Genomic DNA, 17063 nt, shown 5'->3' on the forward strand with positions numbered 1-17063 from the left:
AAGGGGACGAGACGGGTTGCCCGAGCCTCAGCTGACTCCGGAGGTCTTCGACCGGGCCATCGTGGCGATCGCCCTCACCGCGGGGCCGGAACACCGCCTGGTCTACCGCAACGACGCCTTCCTGGCCCTCTTCGGCCCGCGCCCGATGGGGGTGCCGATCCGGGAGGTGTTCACCGAGCCGGGGGTGGACCGGTTCTTCGAGACCCTGGACCTGGTCCGCGCCGACGGGACGGCCCGCCAGGTCACCACGCCGCGCACCGTCGAGACCGCCGAGGACGACCCGGAGAGCCACCGGCACTTCGTCTACAGCTGCTCGCCGGTCTCCTCCCGCTTCGGGCCCGGTGTCCTGGTGAGCGCGATCGACACCACCGCCGAGGTGCACTCCGCCCAGCGCGCCGAGCGGCTGTCCACGGACCGCCTGCACGCGCTCCAGCGCTACGAGGCGCTGATGTCGGCCGTCTCCCAGCTGGTCTGGCTCACCCGCGCGGACGGCACCATGGTCGAGCTGGTCCCGGGCTGGGAGGAGCTGACCGGGTACCCGTGGCGGGACACCATGGACGAGAGCTGGTTCGAGCTCATCCACCCCCAGGACCGGGAGGGCCTGGCCCGGCGCTGGCTCGACGCGGCGGAGGGCGAGCCGAGCATGTTCGAACACGGCTTCCGGGTCCGCACCGTCTCCGGCGAGTACCGCCACGTCGCCTCGCGGGCCGTGCCGATCGTGCGGGACGGGCGCCTGGTGGAGTGGATCGGCGCCACCTCCGACATCGAGGACCGCTGGCGCAACCGGCTGCGCGAACGCCTGCTCGCCCGGGCCGTCGCGGTCACCGAGGCCCCCCGCCCGGAGGACGCCTTCGCGGCCGTCGCCGGCCTGGTGGTGCCCGACCTCACCGACGCCTGCACGGTGTTCGTGCTCTCCGGCCGGGAGTACTCCTCGCAGCCCGGGGAGATCCGCGGCACCCGGATCGCCTCCACCGCCCGGCCCGGGCTGCCCCCGCTGCCGCCACTGCGCCAGCAGAGCTTCCTGCTCGGGCCCAGGGCCCGCCGGGCGGTCGCCGAGCAGGCCCCCGCCCTGCTGACCTTCCCGGCCGGCCACGTCCCGCCCGGGCTGGTCCCCGAGGAGTCGTCCCGCTGGCTGGCCCGGGCTCGCGCCACCAGTCTCACCCTGCTGCCGATCGTCCTCGACGGCGTGACCGTCGCCCTCGCCGCGGCCGCCGGCTGCGACGACACCCCGCCACCCGGCCGCGCCGACATCGAGCTGCTCCAGGACGTCCTCCAGCGCGCCCAGCTGCCGCTGCGCCAGAGCCTGGAGCTCCAGCGCACCCGGGACGTCGCCCTCGTCCTCCAGCGGGCGCTGCTCACCGCCCCGCCCGCCGTAGCGGGCGCCGAGCTCACCGCCCGCTACCAGCCGGGCAACCGCGCCGCCGAGGTCGGCGGCGACTGGTACGACGCCTTCGTGCTGCCCGACGGCTCCCTCGCCCTGACCATCGGCGACGTGGCGGGCCACGACCTCACCGCCGCCACCACCATGGGCCAGCTGCGCAGCATGCTGCGCTCCATCGCCTACAACCGCACCCACCTGCACACCCCGGCCGACGCCCTGACCGGGCTGGACGCCGCCGCCGACGGGCTCGGCGTCGCCGTCTTCGCCACCGCCGTCCACCTGCACCTCGCCCGCGCCACCGGGACGGACGGCGGTTGGCTGGCGGCCTGGTCCAACGCCGGCCACCCTCCGCCACTGCTGCTCCCGGCCGACGGCGCGCCGCGCTTCCTCGACGCCGGGGAGGCCGACCTCCCGCTCTGCGTGGCCCCCACCGAGCCGCGGCACACCCACCGCACTCCCGTCGGCCCGGGCGACACCCTGCTGCTCTACACGGACGGGCTGATCGAGGTCCCCGGCGAGAACCTGGCCACCGGCCTGGCCCGGCTGGCCGCCTCCGCCGGGCAGGCCCACGGCCTGCCGCTGCCGGACCTCTGCGACCGGCTGCTCGCCGGGGTCCCGGACGCCCGCGACGACATCGCCCTCATCGCCTTCCGCGCCGCCGCCCCGGAGCCCACCGCCTCCGAGCCCACCGACGCCTGACGCCACCCTTCCGCCCCGGCAGCCCCGCCCCGGCGCCCCGGCCGCAAGGCCCCTCCCGGAAGCCCCGCCCCTCCCGGAAGCCTCGCCCCTCCCCGAAAACCCCGCCCCGAACCGCCCCGCCCGCAGGGCGGTAGATTGCCGGGACTCCCCGCCGCGCCCCCGGAGCCCCCAGGAGCCCCCCGTGCTCGACACCACCGACGCCGCCCTCGTCCGCGAACTGCAGCACGACGGCCGGGTCAGCTACCAGCGGCTGTCCGAGCTGCTCGGCATCTCCCGCGAGGCGGCCCGGGCCCGGGTGCAGCGGCTGCTCCAGCGCGGCGAGGTGCGGATCGTCGGCATCGTGCCGCCCGCCGTCGCCGGGATCACGGCGGTGGCCCACGTGTCGCTGGACGTCGCCGGTGCCGGCCGTCCGGTCGCGGCGATGGCGGCCGGGCGGCGGTCGACCAGCTTCGTCTCCTGCACGGCGGGCCCGCAGAGCGTGCTCGCGGAGGTCCGGGTCGCCGACGGGGCCGCCCTGGAGCGCGAGTTCGCTGCGCTGCGGGCGATCCCGGGCGTGCGGGGGCTGGAGGTGTTCCGCTGTGCCGAGCTGGTCCGGGACGCCTACTCGCCCGAGGTCGCGGGCCTGCGGGCGGGGCCGCCGCCCGAGCTGGACGCGGCGGACCGGCGGCTGCTCGGCCTGCTCCAGCTCGACGGGCGCGCCAGCTTCGCCGCGCTCGCGGAGCGGATCGGCCTCTCCCAGCCGGCGACCCGGGCACGGGTGCTGCGGCTGCTGGAGGAGGGCGCCGTGCACGTGACCGGGCTGGTGGAGTCCCGCGCGCTGGGCGTGCGCGAGGCGGCGGGGGTGGGGCTGGGGGTGCGGGGGCCGGTCCGGCCGGTGGCGGAGGCGGCGGCCACGCTGCCCGGGGTGAACTACGTGGCCACCGGCTACGGGCGCTTCGACGTGGTCTGCGGCCTGGACGCGCCGGACCGGTCGGTGCTGCTCACGGGCCTGGAGGCGGTGCGCGCCCTGCCGGGCGTCTCCCGCTCGGAGTCGTGGGTGCACCTGGACATCGTGAAGGAGTCCTACACCTACGATCTGCCCATCGACTAGGCGATTCCATCGCCTGGAAAGAGCCTCACCATCGAATCACCCAGCATGGCCACCGTCGCAAGCTAATCGTTTCCAAACCACTCTTGACGCGTTCTTTTCGCACGCCTTCAATGGCCGGACACCTTCCCCCGCGAGAGATCCGGTCCCCCGATGACGTCTTCTCCTCCCCCACCGCCGCAGGTCGAGGCGCTGCCGCGCTCCCTGGGCGTGTTCGGCGGGGTCCTGCTGACCCTGTCCTGCGTCACGCCCGCGTCCTCGCTCTTCATCGTCGTGCCCCCGCTGCTCCAGTCGCAGGGCAGCGGCGCGGTGCTCAGCCTGCTGGTGGCCGCCGTGCTCTCGCTCGGGGTGGGCCTCTGCTACGCCGAGCTCGGCACGCTGGTGCCCAGCGCCGGCGGCGAGTACTCGATCGTGGGCCAGGTGCTGGGCCGGCTGGCCGGCTGGCTGGTGTTCGTGATCTCGATCGTCTCGCTGCTGGTGATCCCGCCGATCATCGCGCTGGGCACCGCCGGCTACCTGGGCTCGGTGCTGTCGCTGGACCCGGCGGTCGCCGGCGGCGCGGTGATGGCCCTCGCCGTCGCGGTCGGCGTCCTCGACATCAAGTCGAACGCCCTGATCACCGGCGTCTTCCTGGGCCTGGAGGTCCTCGCCGCCGGCGTCGTCACCGTCCTCGGCCTGACCCACGTCCACCAGCCGGCCTCGACCCTGGTGCACGCGGTCGTCCCGGACGGGCAGGGCGGCACCAGCCCGTTCACCGCGGGGCTGCTGATCTCGGGCCTGGCCGTCGCGATCTTCACCTACAACGGCTTCGGGACGGCCGTCTACCTGTCCGAGGACCTGCGCGACCCGCGCCGCTCGGTCGCCCGGACGGTACTCTGGTCCCTGCTGGCCGGGGTCCTCGTCATCACCCTCCCGGTGATCGCGATCTGCCTGGGTGTCAGCTCCCCGGACCAGCTCGCCGCGGGGGACCTGGTCGCCATCGTCGACGACTGGGCCGGCAGCGCCATCGGCACGTTCGTCAGCCTCTGCATCGCCGCCGCCATCCTCAACGCCGTCATCGTGATGGTGATCCAGAACGGCCGGGTGCTGTACGCGTCGGCCCGTGACCGGACGTGGCCCGGCCCGGTGAACCGCGCCCTGGGCACCCTGCACCCCCGCTGGGGCTCCCCCTGGGTGGCCACCCTGGCGATCGGCCTGCCCGGCGCCGTCCTCGCGCTGACCGTGCCGATCGACGCGCTGCTGGGCTTCACCGGCGTGGTCGTCGCGGTGATCTACCTGCTGCTCGGCGTCGCCGCCCTGGCCGCCCGGCGGGGCCGCCACCGCGCCACCGACGCCTGGCGGATGCCGCTCTGGCCCGTCGCGCCGGTGATCACCACCGTGGTCCTCGGCTACACGCTCACCCAGCAGGCCGGGCGCGACCTGCTGATCACCCTCGCCGTCCTGGTCGTCGGCGTCCTCTACTGGTTCCTCTACCTGCGCCCGCGCAGCGCCACCCACTGGGTGCTCAGCCTCCCCGCCGACCAGGCCGGCCCCGCGGACGCCTCCTCCGCGACCGCCGCCCCCTCCGCCTACGCCGCCACCTCGGAGACCCCGTGAACCACCCCGCCGAACTGATCGTCCACAACGCCCACGTCCACACCGTCGACGACCGGCGCCCCCGCGCCGAGGCGGTCGCCGTGCGCGACGGGCGGATCGTCTGGGTCGGCGACGGCGACGGCTGGCGCGACCTGGCCGGCCCCGCCACCGAGGTGGTGGACGCCCGCGGCCGGCTGCTGGTGCCCGGCATCGTGGACAGCCACAACCACGTCCGGCTCGGCTCCGACTCCGCCTGCGTCCAGCTCGCCGGCGCCGGCGACCTGCCCGGGATCGGCCGCCGGATCGCCGACTGGCTGCGCCGCAACCCGGGGGCGGACTGGATCGAGGCCGAGGCCTTCGACTACACCGCGATCCCCGGCGGCCGGATGCCCACCGCCGCCGACCTGGACCCGTACACCGGCGGCCGGCCCGCTTTCGTGCTCAGCTACGACGTGCACACCGCCTGGCTGAACACCGCGGCCCTGCGGCGCCTCGGCATCACCGCGGACACCCGCGAGCTCGCCTTCGGCACGGTGCAGAAGGACCCGGCCACCGGCGAGCCGACCGGCTTCCTCACCGACTTCGCGGTCCGCGGCCTCTCCCGCGACGGCCACCGCGCGCTGCGCGCCGCCGGCGTCCCGTGGGCCCACCCCGACCGCCAGTACGGCCGGCTCGCCGCCAGCCTCGACCTGGCCGCCCGCTACGGCATCACCACCGTCGTCGAACCGCAGAACTCCCTCGACGACCTGGCCCTGTACGAGCGGGCGATCGCCGAGGGCCGGCTCCGGTCCCGCCTGGTCGCCGCGCTCTTCCACCCCCGGGGCACCACCGACGCGGAGCTCGCCGAGTTCGCGGCGGCGGCGCGCCGGCACGACGGCGAGCGGTTCCGGGTCGGCCCGCTGAAGCTGTACATCGACGACGTCGTTGAGCCGCACACGGCCGCGCTGCTGGAGCCCTACGCGGGCCACCACAGCCACCGGGGCGAGACCTTCTACCCGGCCGAGGAGTTCGCCGAGGTGCTGGCCCGCCTCGACGCGGCCGGCTTCCAGGCCTTCGTGCACGCCACCGGCGACCGCGGAATCCGCACCGTGCTGGACGCGGTCGAGCACGCCCGCCGGGTCAACGGCCCCCGTGACGCCCGCCACCAGGTGGTGCACGTCGAGTGCCTCGACCCGGCCGACGTGCCGCGCTTCGCCGAGCTGGGCGTGGTCGCCTGCATGCAGCCCCGGCACTGCTCCCCGGACATCGCCGGCCCGGGCAAGGACTGGGCCGAGGCGGTCGGCGAGCACCGCTGGTCCAAGGCCTGGCCGATGCGCAGCCTCCGGGACGCCGGCGCGGTGCTGGCCTTCTCCAGCGACTGGAACGTCGCCGAGATGGACCCGCTGGTCGGCCTCTACACCGCCGTGACCCGCCAGGGCCTGGCCGGCGGCGAGGCGTGGATGCCCGACGAGACCGTCACGCTGGCCGCCGCCCTGCGCGGCTACACCCTCGGCAGCGCGCACGCGAACTTCCTGGAGGACCGCCTGGGATCGATCACCCCCGGCAAGCTGGGCGACCTCGTCCTCTTCTCGGACGACCTCTTCGCACTGGAGCCGAAGGCCCTCCTTGACGCCCGGGCCGACCTCACCGTGGTCGGCGGCGAGGTGGTCCACCGGGCCGGCTGAGCCCGGAGGGGCGCATACTGGCAGCAATGACGAACCAGCCCGTGCCCAGGCGCCATCTGCCCACCAGCCCCTTCCGCGCGAAGGTGCCACCACCGCCCAAGCACTTCGCCCTCGACGACCGCGTCTCCCACGACGAGTACGGCCTCGGCCGTGTCGTCGCCGTCGAGGACGGAGCCACCGCGATCCTCGTCGACTTCGGCTCGCAGGAGAAGAGGATCACTGCACCCTTCGCCAAGCTCTACCTGCTGTAACGTCCCCCATCCGCTCCGACGCCACCGGCCCCGCCGGTAGCCCGGTACCCCGCAGGCCCGCCCGGCCCCAGCAGCCCGGCGGGCCTGCGCACGTCCGGCCCCGGCCCGCTACTCGACCGTGACGCTCTTGGCCAGGTTGCGCGGCTTGTCGACGTCGCGCTTGAGCGCCACGGCGGCGTGGTAGGCGAGCAGCTGGAGCGGGATGTTGAGGAGCAGCGGGTCGAGCTCGGGCTCGCTCTTCGGGACCAGGATGCAGTGGTCCGCGAGCTTGGCCTCGGGCCGGCGGTGGGCCACGGCCACCACCCGGCCGGAGCGGGCCTTGATCTCGCCGAGGGTGGTGAGGTTCTTGTCCAGCAGCTCGTCGTCGGGCACCAGGGCGACGGTCGGCAGCTCGGGGCTGATCAGCGCGAGCGGGCCGTGCTTGAGCTCGCTGGCGGGGTAGGCCTCGGCGTGGACGTAGGAGATCTCCTTGAGCTTCTGCGCGCCCTCGCGGGCCACCGGGAAGCCGCGGACCCGGCCGATGAACATCATGCCCTCGGACTCGGCGTACTCGGCGGCCAGCTCGGCGATGGCGTCGCTCTGGGCGAGGATCTCCCGGATCTGGCCGGGCAGCGCCTTGAGGCCGGCCACGATGCGGCGGCCGTCGGCGGGCGAGAGGTCGTGGATGCGGCCGAAGTGCAGGGCGAGCAGCGCGAAGGCGACGACCGTGGAGGTGAACGCCTTGGTGGAGGCGACCGAGATCTCGGGCCCGGCGTGCAGGTAGATGCCGCCGTCGCACTCCCGGGCGATGGCGCTGCCGACGGTGTTGACGACACCGAGCACCCGCCCGCCCTTGCGCTTGATCTCCTGGACGGCCGCCAGGGTGTCGTAGGTCTCGCCGGACTGGCTGACCGCGACGTAGAGGGTGTCCGCCTCGATCACCGGGTTGCGGTAGCGGAACTCGGAGGCGGGCTCGCTGTGCGCGGGGATCCGGGCCAGCTCCTCGATCAGCTGGGCGCCCATCTCGCCGGCGTAGTACGCGGAGCCGCAGCCGAGGATCTTGACCCGGCGGATCTCGCGCAGCTCGCGGGCGTCCAGGTTGAGGCCGCCGAGGTGGGCGGTGTTGAACCGCTCGTCGAGCCGGCCGCTGAGGGTGCGCTCGACCGAGCCGGGCTGCTCGTGGATCTCCTTGAGCAGGAAGTGCTCGTAGCCGCCGGTGTCGTAGGAGTCGATCTCCCAGTCCACGGTGGACGGCTGGCGGTGGGTGGTGCGGGCGTCCTCGGTGAAGGTGCGGAACCCGTCGGCGCGGACGGTGGCCAGCTCGCCGTCCTCCAGGTGGACGACCTGGCGGGTGTAGCGGACGAGCGCCGAGACGTCGGAGGCGGCGAACATCTCCTTCTCGCCGATGCCGAGCACGATCGGGCTGCCGTTGCGGGCGACGACGATCCGGTCGGGCTGCTCGGCGTCGAGCACGGCGATGCCGTAGGTGCCGACCACCTTGCCGAGCGCGGCGCGGACGGCCTCCTCCAGTTCGACGCCCTCCGCGGCGTGCGCGGCGATCAGGTGGGCGAGCACCTCGGTGTCGGTCTCGGAGCGGAAGACGGCGCCCTCGGCGGTGAGGCGGGCGCGCAGCTCGTCGGCGTTCTCGATGATGCCGTTGTGGACGACGGCGATCCGCTCGGCGTTGTCCAGGTGCGGGTGGGCGTTGGCGTCGCTCGGCACGCCGTGGGTGGCCCAGCGGGTGTGGCCGATGCCGGTGGTGCCCTTGAACCGGGCGGGCACGGCGGCGGCGAGGTCGGCGACCCGGCCCTTGACCTTGCGGACCTTCAGCCCGCCGGTGCGGCCGCTGACGGCCACGCCGGCCGAGTCGTAGCCGCGGTACTCCAGCCGGGCCAGGCCCTCCAGCAGGAAGGGGGTCGCGTCCTTGGGGCCGATGTAGGCCACGATTCCGCACATCTGGGTGACTCCTTCGAATGACAGAGGGGGCGGCTTCGCCGAGCAGGGGTCGGTGCTCAGCCGTAGACGATCCGGCGCAGTTGCCGGGCCGAGAGCCCGGGGGCCGCGACCCGGCGGGCGGGAAGCTCCTCGGCGAGCCGGGCGAAGATCCGCTCGTTGGTCAGGCCGCGCGCCTGGAGCTCGCCGTGGCGGCGGCGGACGTACTCCTCGGTCGTCTCGGAGAAGTACGCCAGGACCTCCGCGACCACCCGCGCCGCCTCCCGGGGCCCGAGCGGGCTGGTCCGGGTGAGGTGGGCGAGCAGCTCCTCGTGAGGGTGGTGCGAGGAGTGGGGGTGCGGGACGCCGGGTGAGCTGGACACGAGTGAGGAGCCTAGGCCGGACGGACCGGGAAGATCAAAGATCCTGCCCGAATTCGGGCAGATCCCGAGGCTTTCGGCCCAAGGATCGCCGCCGGACGCCCGACCCGCCCGCCCCGGCGGGCGCGGAGTACGTTCATCGCCTTGTCGACACACCCTTGAAGCGGCACCGGATCGCCACGTAGCGTGATTCTCCGCACACGCATCGGAGATGCGTGTCGGAAGACCGGAGGCTTGCTGATGTGCGGGATCACCGGATGGGTCGCCTTCGACCGCGACCTCACCACCGAACGCCCTGTGCTCGACGCGATGACGGCCACCCAGCTCTGCCGCGGCCCTGACGCCGGCGGGGTCCACCTGGAGCGGCACGCCGCGCTCGGCCACCGCCGCCTGGCCGTGATCGACATCGCGGGCGGCACCCAGCCCATGACGGTGGAGCACGACGGCCGGGTGCTGGCCGCCCTCACCTACAGCGGGGAGGTGTACAACCACCGCGAGCTGCGCGCCGAACTGACCGCGGCCGGCCACCGCTTCCGCACCCGCAGCGACACCGAGGTGGTGCTGCACGCCTACCTGGAGTGGGGCGAGGGCCTCGCCGAGCGGCTGAACGGGATGTTCGCCTTCGCCGTCTGGGACGCCCGCAGCGAGGAGCTGCTGCTGGTCCGGGACCGGATGGGCGTCAAGCCGCTGCACTACCACCGCAGCCGGCACGGCGTGGTCTTCGGCTCCGAGGCGAAGGCCGTGCTCGCCCACCCCGACGTCCGGCCGGTGGTCGACCTCGACGGGTTGCGCGAGCTGTTCGCCGTCACCAAGACCCCGGGGCGCTCGATCTACCGGGGCGTCGTCGAGGTGCCGCCCGGCCACGTGGTCCGGGTCCGCCGCGAGGGCGTCTCGATCCGCCGCTACTGGGCGCTGGAGGCCCGCGAGCACACCCACGACCTGGAGGCCACCGTGGCCACCGTGCGGGCCCTGCTCGACGACATCGTCCACCGCCAGCTGGAGTCGGACGTACCGCTCTGCTCGCTGCTCTCCGGCGGGCTCGACTCCAGCGCCGTCACCGCGCTCGCCGCCAGGCAGCTGCGCGCCGCCGGGGCCGGCCCCATCCGCTCCTTCGCGGTCGACTTCACCGGCCAGAGCGAGCACTTCCAGGCCGACGAGGTCCGCTCCACCCCGGACGGCCCGTACGCCCGGCTGCTGGCCGAGCACGTCGGCGCCGACCACAGCGTCGTCGAGCTGGACAGCGCCGCGCTCAGCGACCCGGCGCAGCGCGCCACCGTGCTGCGCGCCCGGGACGCGCCGGGCGGCTTCGGCGACATGGACATCTCGCTGCTGCTGCTCTTCCGCGGCGTGCGGCGGCACTCGACGGTGGCGCTGTCGGGCGAGTCGGCGGACGAGCTGTTCGGCGGCTACCGCTGGTTCCACGACCCGCAGCTGGTCGCCGCCAACGACTTCCCCTGGGCGGGTGCGGTGGCCCAGCTGGGCGGCACGGGCACCGGGCCGCGCGAGCAGCTGCTGGACCGGGGCCTGGTCGGCAAGCTCGACGTGCACGAGTACCGGCGGGCCCGCTACCGCGAGGCGCTGGCCGAGGTCCCGCACCTGCCGGACGCCGACCCGGTGGAGCGGCGGATGCGGGAGATCTCGTACCTCAACCTCACCCGCTTCGTCGGCATCCTGCTGGACCGCAAGGACCGGATGAGCATGGCCAACGGCCTCGAGGTCCGGGTGCCGTTCTGCGACCACCGGCTGGTCCAGTACGTCTTCAACACCCCGTGGGCGATGAAGAGCTTCGACGGCCGGGAGAAGAGCCTGCTGCGCGCCGCCGTCCGGGACGTCCTCCCGGCGGCGGTCGCGGACCGGCTGAAGAGCCCGTACCCCGTCGTCCAGGACCCGCGCTACCCGGCGCTGCTGCGGGCCGAGCTGGCCGAGGTGGCCGCCGACCCGGGCGCCCCCGTCCTGCCGCTGCTGGACCGCCGGGCGCTCGTCGACGCGCTCGCCCCGGACACCGACCCGCAGTCCGTGCGCCTCGGGGTCGACCTGGCGCTGGACCTCAACACCTGGCTGACCGAGTACCGGGTCTCGCTGGAACTCTGAACGGCCGTCACCCCCGGACGGCGCGGCGCGGGCCCCGGACGGCGCGGCGCCGTCCGGGTGGCGACCCCCGGCCATCCCGCTTCGTTGGGCGGGCGCGGCGTGCGGTAGCGTCGCCGACACCTCCCGAATGGCGGCCGATAACGCGGATTCGCAGCCGCGTGCCGTCAGGATGGGGAGCGAACCGTCCGTCTCGATCCGCCGGGGGATCTCCGTCATGCAACCGCGAGCTTTCGCGATTCTCACCGCTCTGCTGCTGGGGGTCCTGGGCCTCGGATCGGTGGCCGTCACCGACTGGACGCCCGCCACCGGCACCCAGGCGGCCGCGTCGGCCGCCCCCGGTGCGGCGGGCTCGGGGGCACCGGGGGCCGGCGCCGTCCAGGCCTCCGGGGCGGCGGCCACCCCGACCGGTGACCCCGCGGTCTGGACGCGTTCGACGCTGCGGAACAAGATGATGGCCGAGATGGAGGCCACCGACCCCGGCGTCGCGCTGGCCGACCTCGACAAGATCACCAAGGAGAAGCCGTACACCGTCCGGTTCTGCCACCCGATCGCGCACGAGCTCGGGCACCAGGCGGTCAAGCGGTACAACGCCGACTTCCAGAAGGTCATCTCCTTCCCGCACGAGACGTGTGCGGCCGGCTACCTGCACGGCGCGGTCGAGGAGATGCTGAACGCCTCCACCCAGCCCGAGGTGGACCTGCTGAAGCTCTGCGCACCCAAGAACAGCGGCCCCTGCATCCACGGCGTCGGCCACGGCACGATGTTCGTCGCCAAGCAGGACGTGGCCAAGGCCCGCGACCTGTGCAACAAGTTCACCACCGACCAGAACCGGATCCGCTGCTCCGAGGGCCTGTTCATGCAGCTCTTCGGGCCGGACGAGGAGGACGAGACGGCGAAGGCCAACCTGCCCGCCGACAAGCTCGCCCAGGACCCGCTCTACCCGTGCAAGGACCAGCCGGCGCTGTTCCAGTCCGCCTGCTACTTCTACGCGCCGACCTTCTACCTCTCCTCGCACGACTACCCGAACCACCCCGAGGTGTACGGCGACGCGCTCAAGTGGTGCCTGGCCGGCAAGGCCTCCGGCGGCGCGGTGGACTGCAGCCGGGGCGTCGGCTCGCGGACCATGAAGTACAACCTGGACCGCGAGGACTGGGCCGCCCAGCAGTGCGCCACCGCCGCCGACGGCTGGCAGCGCAAGGCCTGCGCCGAGGGCCTGGTCAGCTACTACACGGTGAACTACACGGACGCCGGTGCGGCCGGACGGCTCTGCGCCAAGATCACCAACAAGGAGATGCAGGGCTACTGCCGCTCGGCGAGCGGGCTCTCCGCCTCGCTCGACTGACCGCCCCCGCCCCGGCCCCCGGGCCACGTCCCGCCCACCGGGCCCGCGCCGCACGGCGCGGGCCCGGTTCCGTAGGATCGGGCCGACCCGGGTGCGCCGAGGACGCCGCGCCACCAGGACCCGCACCACCTGGAGCCGCCGTGACCTCCGAGGACTTCCGCGCCGCCGCGCACACCGCCGCCGACCTGGTCAGCGACTACCTCGCCGAACTGCCCGCCCGCCCGGTCTGGCAGCCGATGGACGACGAAGCCCGCCGGGCCCTGCTGGACGCGCCGCTGCCGGCCGCCGGCCGCCCGCTGACCGAGCTGCTCGGCGCGATCGGCCGGGACGTCCTGCCGCACCCGATGGGCAACGGCAACCCGCGCTTCTTCGGCTGGGTGAACTCCGCACCCGCGCCGGCCGGTGTCCTCGCCACGCTGGCCGCCTCCGCGATGAACCCCAGCTCGGCCGGCGGCGACCACGCCGACGTCCACCTGGAACGGGCGGTGGTCCGCTGGATCGCCGAGCTCGTCGGCTTCCCGCACCCGGCCGGCGGCGGGCTGCTCACCTCGGGCACCTCGATGGCGACCATCGTCTGCCTGGCCGCCGCCCGCAACCGGGCCGCCCGCGAGGCCGGGTGGGACGTCCGCGAGGACGGCCTCGCCGGGATGCCGCCACTGGTCGGCTACGTCACCGGCGAGACGCACTCCTGCGTCCGCAAGGCGGCCGAACTGCTGGGACTGGGCAGCAGGCACCTGCGCACCGTCGCCACCGGCCCAGACGGCCTGCTCGACGTCGACGACCTGCGGGCCGCCATCGGGCGCGACCGGGCCGCCGGACTGCTGCCGTTCCTGGTGGTCGCCTCGGCCGGCACCGTCGGCACCGGCGCGGTGGACGCCTTCCACCCGGTCGCCGACCTCTGCGCCGAGCAGCGGCTCTGGCTGCACGTGGACGGCGCGTACGGGGCCTTCGGCGTGCTGGACCCGGCGATCGCGCACCGCTACGCCGGGATGGAGCGGGCCGACTCGCTCGCCCTCGACCCGCACAAGTGGCTCGGCGTGCCGGTGGACTGCGGCTGCGCACTGGTCCGCGACACCGGGGAGCTGCGCGGGACCTTCAGCCTCGTCCCCTCCTACCTTCGCGACGAGGCGGCCGGCGCGCTCGGCTGGTTCTCCGAGTACGGCACCGAGCAGACCCGCCCGTTCCGCGCCCTCAAGGTGTGGGCCACCATCGCCCACCGCGGCCGCGACGGCCTCTCCCGGGACATCGCCCGGTGCACCGCCCTGGCCCGCAGGCTCGGCGAACTCATCGAGAAGGACGATGAGTTGGAGCTCCTCGCCGAGGTGCAGACATCGATCGTGGCGTTCCGTCACCGCGCCGCCGGGCTGGACGAGACCGCCCTCGACGCCGTCAACCGGGAGCTGCCGGTGGCGGTGCAGCGGCGCGGCCGGGTCTTCGTCACCGGGGCCCGGCTGGACGGCCGCGAGATGCTGCGCGCCTGCCTGCTCAACGCCGCCACCACCGAGGCCGACCTCGAACTGCTGCTGGCCGAGGTGAAGGCCGCCGCCCGCGAGCTGCCTTAACCGGGGCCCGGAGACATTAACCGACAGGTCACGGAGGATTCGTGATCGCGAAACACCGGAGCGGCAGATTTGACGGCATGGAGCACACGGAGCAGCTGACGACGACCGAACCGACCGCCTCCTCGACGCCGACCCCCTCCCGTGCCCAGCGGCGCGGCGCCCGCACCCACCGCTGGCGCCGCGACACCGTCGAGCTCGCCGCGGTCTTCCTCTCGGTGACCGCGGCCGACCTGGTGGCCAAGGTCGTGGTGCACGGCCCGGACGGCCCGGTGGTGCTGGCCACCTCCGCTGTCGCCCTGGTGGCCACGGCGCTCTTCCACACCTGGTGGTCACACCGCCACCAGCTGCACGGGCCGCCGGCCCCGGACGCGCCCGCACCCCCGGCCGCGCCGGGGGCGCGGGGGGTGTCGGGAGAGCCGGGAGTGTCGGGGGAGCCGTTGAAGGGGCCGCTGCACGACTTCGAGCAGACCGCGCTCTGGCGGGTGCGCACCACGGTGCAGGACTCCCCCGGCAGCCTGGCCCGGGTCTGCACGGCCTTCGCGCAGCGGCAGGTCAACATCGTCTCGATGCAGTCGCACCCGCTGCCCACCGGCACCGTGGACGAGTTCTTCGTCCGCGCGCCGCGGTCGCTGACCCGGGCGGACCTGGCCGCACTGGTGGCCGCCGCCGGCGGGCACGACATCTGGAGCGCCCCGGCCGACGCGCACGACCTGGTCGACGTGCCCACCCACGTGCTGGCGCTGGCGACCCGCACCGCGCTGGACGCCGCCGAGCTGCCGATCGCGCTGCGCCAGCTCTTCGGGCAGTGCACCATCCGGCAGTACCCGGGTGCGGCCGGGCGCGACGGCGCCGGCGTGGACGGCCACGTGATGCGCCTGCCGGTGCCGTCCGGCGACCTGATCGAGCTCAGCCGCCCGCAGCTGCCGTTCACCCCGACCGAGTTCGCCCGGGCGCAGGCCCTGGTCGAGCTGGACACCCTGCTCGGCCCGCGGGTCCCGGACGTCCGGGCCCGGCTGGCCCAGCCCGCCGGGGCCGACCTGACCGTGCGGCGCGCGGACGCCGGCGACAAGGACGCGGCGCTGGCCATGCACCACCGCTGCTCCTCCGACACCCTGCGCAAGCGCTACCACGGCCCGGTCCGGGACGCCGACCGCTACCTGGACCACCTGCTGGACGCCCGGCACGGCCAGGCCCTCGCGGTGGAGGCGGCGGACGGGCGGATCGTCGCCCTCGGGCACCTGATGTGGGACGGCGACGGCGCCGAGGTCGCGGTGCTGGTCGAGGACGCCTGGCAGCGGCGCGGGCTGGGCCTGGACCTCATGCGGCGGATGGCGGCGCTGGCCCTGGAGGCGGGCGTGGAGACGGTGTACGCCGTCACGCAGTCCTCCAACACCGGACTGATCGCCACCATGCGGAAGCTGGCCGCCCCGCTGGACTACCAGGTGGAGGAGGGCACCCTGGTGATCACGGCGCACCTGGCCGAGGCGGCCGAGGAGCTGCCCGTGCCCTGGCCGACCCGGCCGGGCCGGTAGTCGTTTCTTCACCACATCCTCACGGGACACCCCGGGCCGGACGGCGACCGCGCCGTCCGGCCCCGCCGCGCCCCGGCCCGCGGGGACCGCAGGAGCCCGGAACGGCGTCCCCAGCGGCGAAAGGCCCGTCCGTACACCGTCTTTGCTGACGCCGCGTCAGGGGCCCGCCGACGGCCCCGGCAGGGCCTCCGGAGCAGGCGGCACGGGGTCCGGATCGCCGAGCCGGGTGGCGGAGTCGGTAGGCTGGCCCCGTCCCCGCCGCCCAACGGCTCGTTATCCGGCCCCGGGCGGTGCCGCAGCAAGGAGGAACCACTGAGCATGGCAGGCACCGAATCGGAGCCCACAGGCGCACGCGACGCCTCGCTGCCGGCCCGCGCCAAGATCGCGGTCACGGCCGGCAAGGTGGCCGCCGCCGTGTCCCGTAAGGCCGGCCGCGGAAGCGGCTCGGTGATCGGCGGCAAGGTCGCCCTCAAGCTCGACCCCGACCTGCTCGCCACGCTCGCCGACCACCTGGACGTCGTGCTGGTCAGCGCCACCAACGGCAAGACCACGACCACCCGGCTGATCGCCGAGGCGCTGCGCGCCGCCGGCCCGGTGGTCTCCAACGCCCTGGGCGCCAACATGCCGGCCGGCATCACCTCCGCCCTGGCCGGTGGCTCGGAGGCCCGCTTCGGCGTCATCGAGGTGGACGAGAAGTACCTGGCCGGGGTCGCCCGCGACACCCGCCCGAAGGCGATCGCCCTGCTCAACCTCTCCCGCGACCAGCTCGACCGCGCCGCCGAGACCCGGATGATGGCCGAGAAGTGGCGCGAGGGCCTCCAGGACACCGAGGCCGTGGTCATCGCCAACGCCGACGACCCGCTGGTGACCTGGGCCGCCTCCTCCTGCAAGAAGGTGGTCTGGGTGGCCGCCGGCCAGGCCTGGAAGGAGGACGCCTGGTCCTGCCCCGCGTGCGGCGGCGTGATGCAGCGCCCCGGCGAGGACTGGTTCTGCCAGGAGTGCGGCTTCCGCCGTCCCAACCCGCACTGGGCTCTCCAGGGCACCCACGTGATCGACCCGCAGCGCGGCGCCTGGCCGATCCGGCTCCAGCTGCCCGGCCGGGCCAACCTGGCCAACGCCACCAGCTCCGCCGCCGTCGCCGCCGTCTTCGGCGTCGCCCCGCAGGTCGCGCTGGAGCGGATGCAGTCGGTCACGGCCGTGGCCGGCCGCTACGACGTGGTGCAGTACCAGGGCCGCGACATAAGGCTGCTGCTGGCCAAGAACCCGGCCGGCTGGCTGGAGACCTTCTCGCTGATCGACGGCCCGCCCGCGCCGGTCATCCTCTCCGTCAACGCGCTCGACGCCGACGGCACCGACACCTCCTGGCTCTGGGACGTCGACTACGAGCGCCTCGCCGGGCACCCCGTCTTCGTGATGGGCCAGCGCAAGCTGGACCTGGCCGTCCGTCTGGAGGTCGCCGGGCTGCAGTTCCACGTGGTGGAGTCGCTGGAGCAGGCCGTCCGGATGGCCCCGCCCGGCCGGATCGAGGCGATCGCCAACTACACCGCCTTCCAGCAGCTGCGGAAGGTCGTGGCCGGCTGATGCCCGG

At 74.4% G+C, this 17063-nt stretch carries 12 protein-coding genes; 10 read left to right on the forward strand and 2 right to left on the reverse strand.

Going from position 1 to position 17063, the window contains the following annotated elements; genetic code table 11:
• Nucleotides 1-16 precede the first annotated feature (16 nt).
• The 5 genes from J5Y04_RS14535 to J5Y04_RS14555 all read left to right on the forward strand — a co-directional run bounded on the left by J5Y04_RS14535 (nt 17) and on the right by J5Y04_RS14555 (nt 6657).
• Nucleotides 17-2080 carry a SpoIIE family protein phosphatase gene (locus tag J5Y04_RS14535; RefSeq protein ID WP_209412422.1) on the forward strand — a complete coding sequence of 688 codons (2064 nt, stop codon included), beginning with the start codon at nt 17-19 and terminating at the stop codon, nt 2078-2080.
• Between the two features lie 181 nt (nt 2081-2261).
• Entirely contained in the window at nt 2262-3170 is a 909-nt protein-coding gene (locus tag J5Y04_RS14540) for an Lrp/AsnC family transcriptional regulator (protein WP_209412423.1), read from the forward strand.
• A gap of 150 nt (nt 3171-3320) precedes the next feature.
• Nucleotides 3321-4763 carry an APC family permease gene (locus tag J5Y04_RS14545; protein WP_209412424.1) on the forward strand — a complete coding sequence of 481 codons (1443 nt, stop codon included), beginning with the start codon at nt 3321-3323 and terminating at the stop codon, nt 4761-4763.
• Nucleotides 4760-6406: an amidohydrolase gene (locus tag J5Y04_RS14550; protein ID WP_209412425.1), complete on the forward strand. Its 1647-nt coding sequence runs from the start codon at nt 4760-4762 to the stop codon at nt 6404-6406. Before J5Y04_RS14545 ends, J5Y04_RS14550 begins: the two co-directional genes overlap by 4 nt.
• A gap of 26 nt (nt 6407-6432) precedes the next feature.
• A complete protein-coding gene (locus J5Y04_RS14555; RefSeq protein WP_148641305.1) occupies nt 6433-6657 on the forward strand; it encodes a hypothetical protein in 225 nt (74 codons plus the stop codon).
• A gap of 108 nt (nt 6658-6765) precedes the next feature.
• On the opposite strand, the gene glmS is transcribed toward J5Y04_RS14555, so the two are convergent.
• Together glmS and J5Y04_RS14565 are read right to left on the reverse strand one after the other, a co-directional pair.
• The gene (gene glmS / locus J5Y04_RS14560) at nt 6766-8592 is read right to left on the reverse strand and encodes a glutamine--fructose-6-phosphate transaminase (isomerizing) (RefSeq protein WP_209412426.1); all 1827 of its coding nucleotides are present in this window, start codon (nt 8590-8592) and stop codon (nt 6766-6768) included.
• A 56-nt stretch (nt 8593-8648) separates the two neighbouring features.
• Nucleotides 8649-8951, reverse strand: a complete 303-nt coding sequence (locus tag J5Y04_RS14565; protein ID WP_307853113.1) for a hypothetical protein — start codon at nt 8949-8951, stop codon at nt 8649-8651.
• A 237-nt stretch (nt 8952-9188) separates the two neighbouring features.
• On the opposite strand from J5Y04_RS14565, the gene asnB reads away from it, so the two are divergent.
• From asnB to J5Y04_RS14590, 5 genes are all read left to right on the forward strand, one after another.
• Nucleotides 9189-11039, forward strand: coding sequence for an asparagine synthase (glutamine-hydrolyzing) (asnB, locus tag J5Y04_RS14570; RefSeq protein WP_209412427.1), 1851 nt, complete (start codon nt 9189-9191; stop codon nt 11037-11039).
• A gap of 214 nt (nt 11040-11253) precedes the next feature.
• Nucleotides 11254-12381: a hypothetical protein gene (locus J5Y04_RS14575; protein WP_209412428.1), complete on the forward strand. Its 1128-nt coding sequence runs from the start codon at nt 11254-11256 to the stop codon at nt 12379-12381.
• Between the two features lie 140 nt (nt 12382-12521).
• The gene (locus J5Y04_RS14580) at nt 12522-13943 is read left to right on the forward strand and encodes an aspartate aminotransferase family protein (protein ID WP_209412429.1); all 1422 of its coding nucleotides are present in this window, start codon (nt 12522-12524) and stop codon (nt 13941-13943) included.
• Nucleotides 13944-14020: 77 nt separating this feature from the next.
• The gene (locus tag J5Y04_RS14585) at nt 14021-15475 is read left to right on the forward strand and encodes a GNAT family N-acetyltransferase (protein WP_209412430.1); all 1455 of its coding nucleotides are present in this window, start codon (nt 14021-14023) and stop codon (nt 15473-15475) included.
• A gap of 318 nt (nt 15476-15793) precedes the next feature.
• A complete protein-coding gene (locus tag J5Y04_RS14590; protein WP_209412431.1) occupies nt 15794-17056 on the forward strand; it encodes a MurT ligase domain-containing protein in 1263 nt (420 codons plus the stop codon).
• Nucleotides 17057-17063 lie beyond the last annotated feature (7 nt).

It is taken from the genome of Kitasatospora sp. RG8 (genome assembly GCF_017813315.1).
Taxonomy (GTDB): Bacteria; Actinomycetota; Actinomycetes; order Streptomycetales; family Streptomycetaceae; genus Kitasatospora.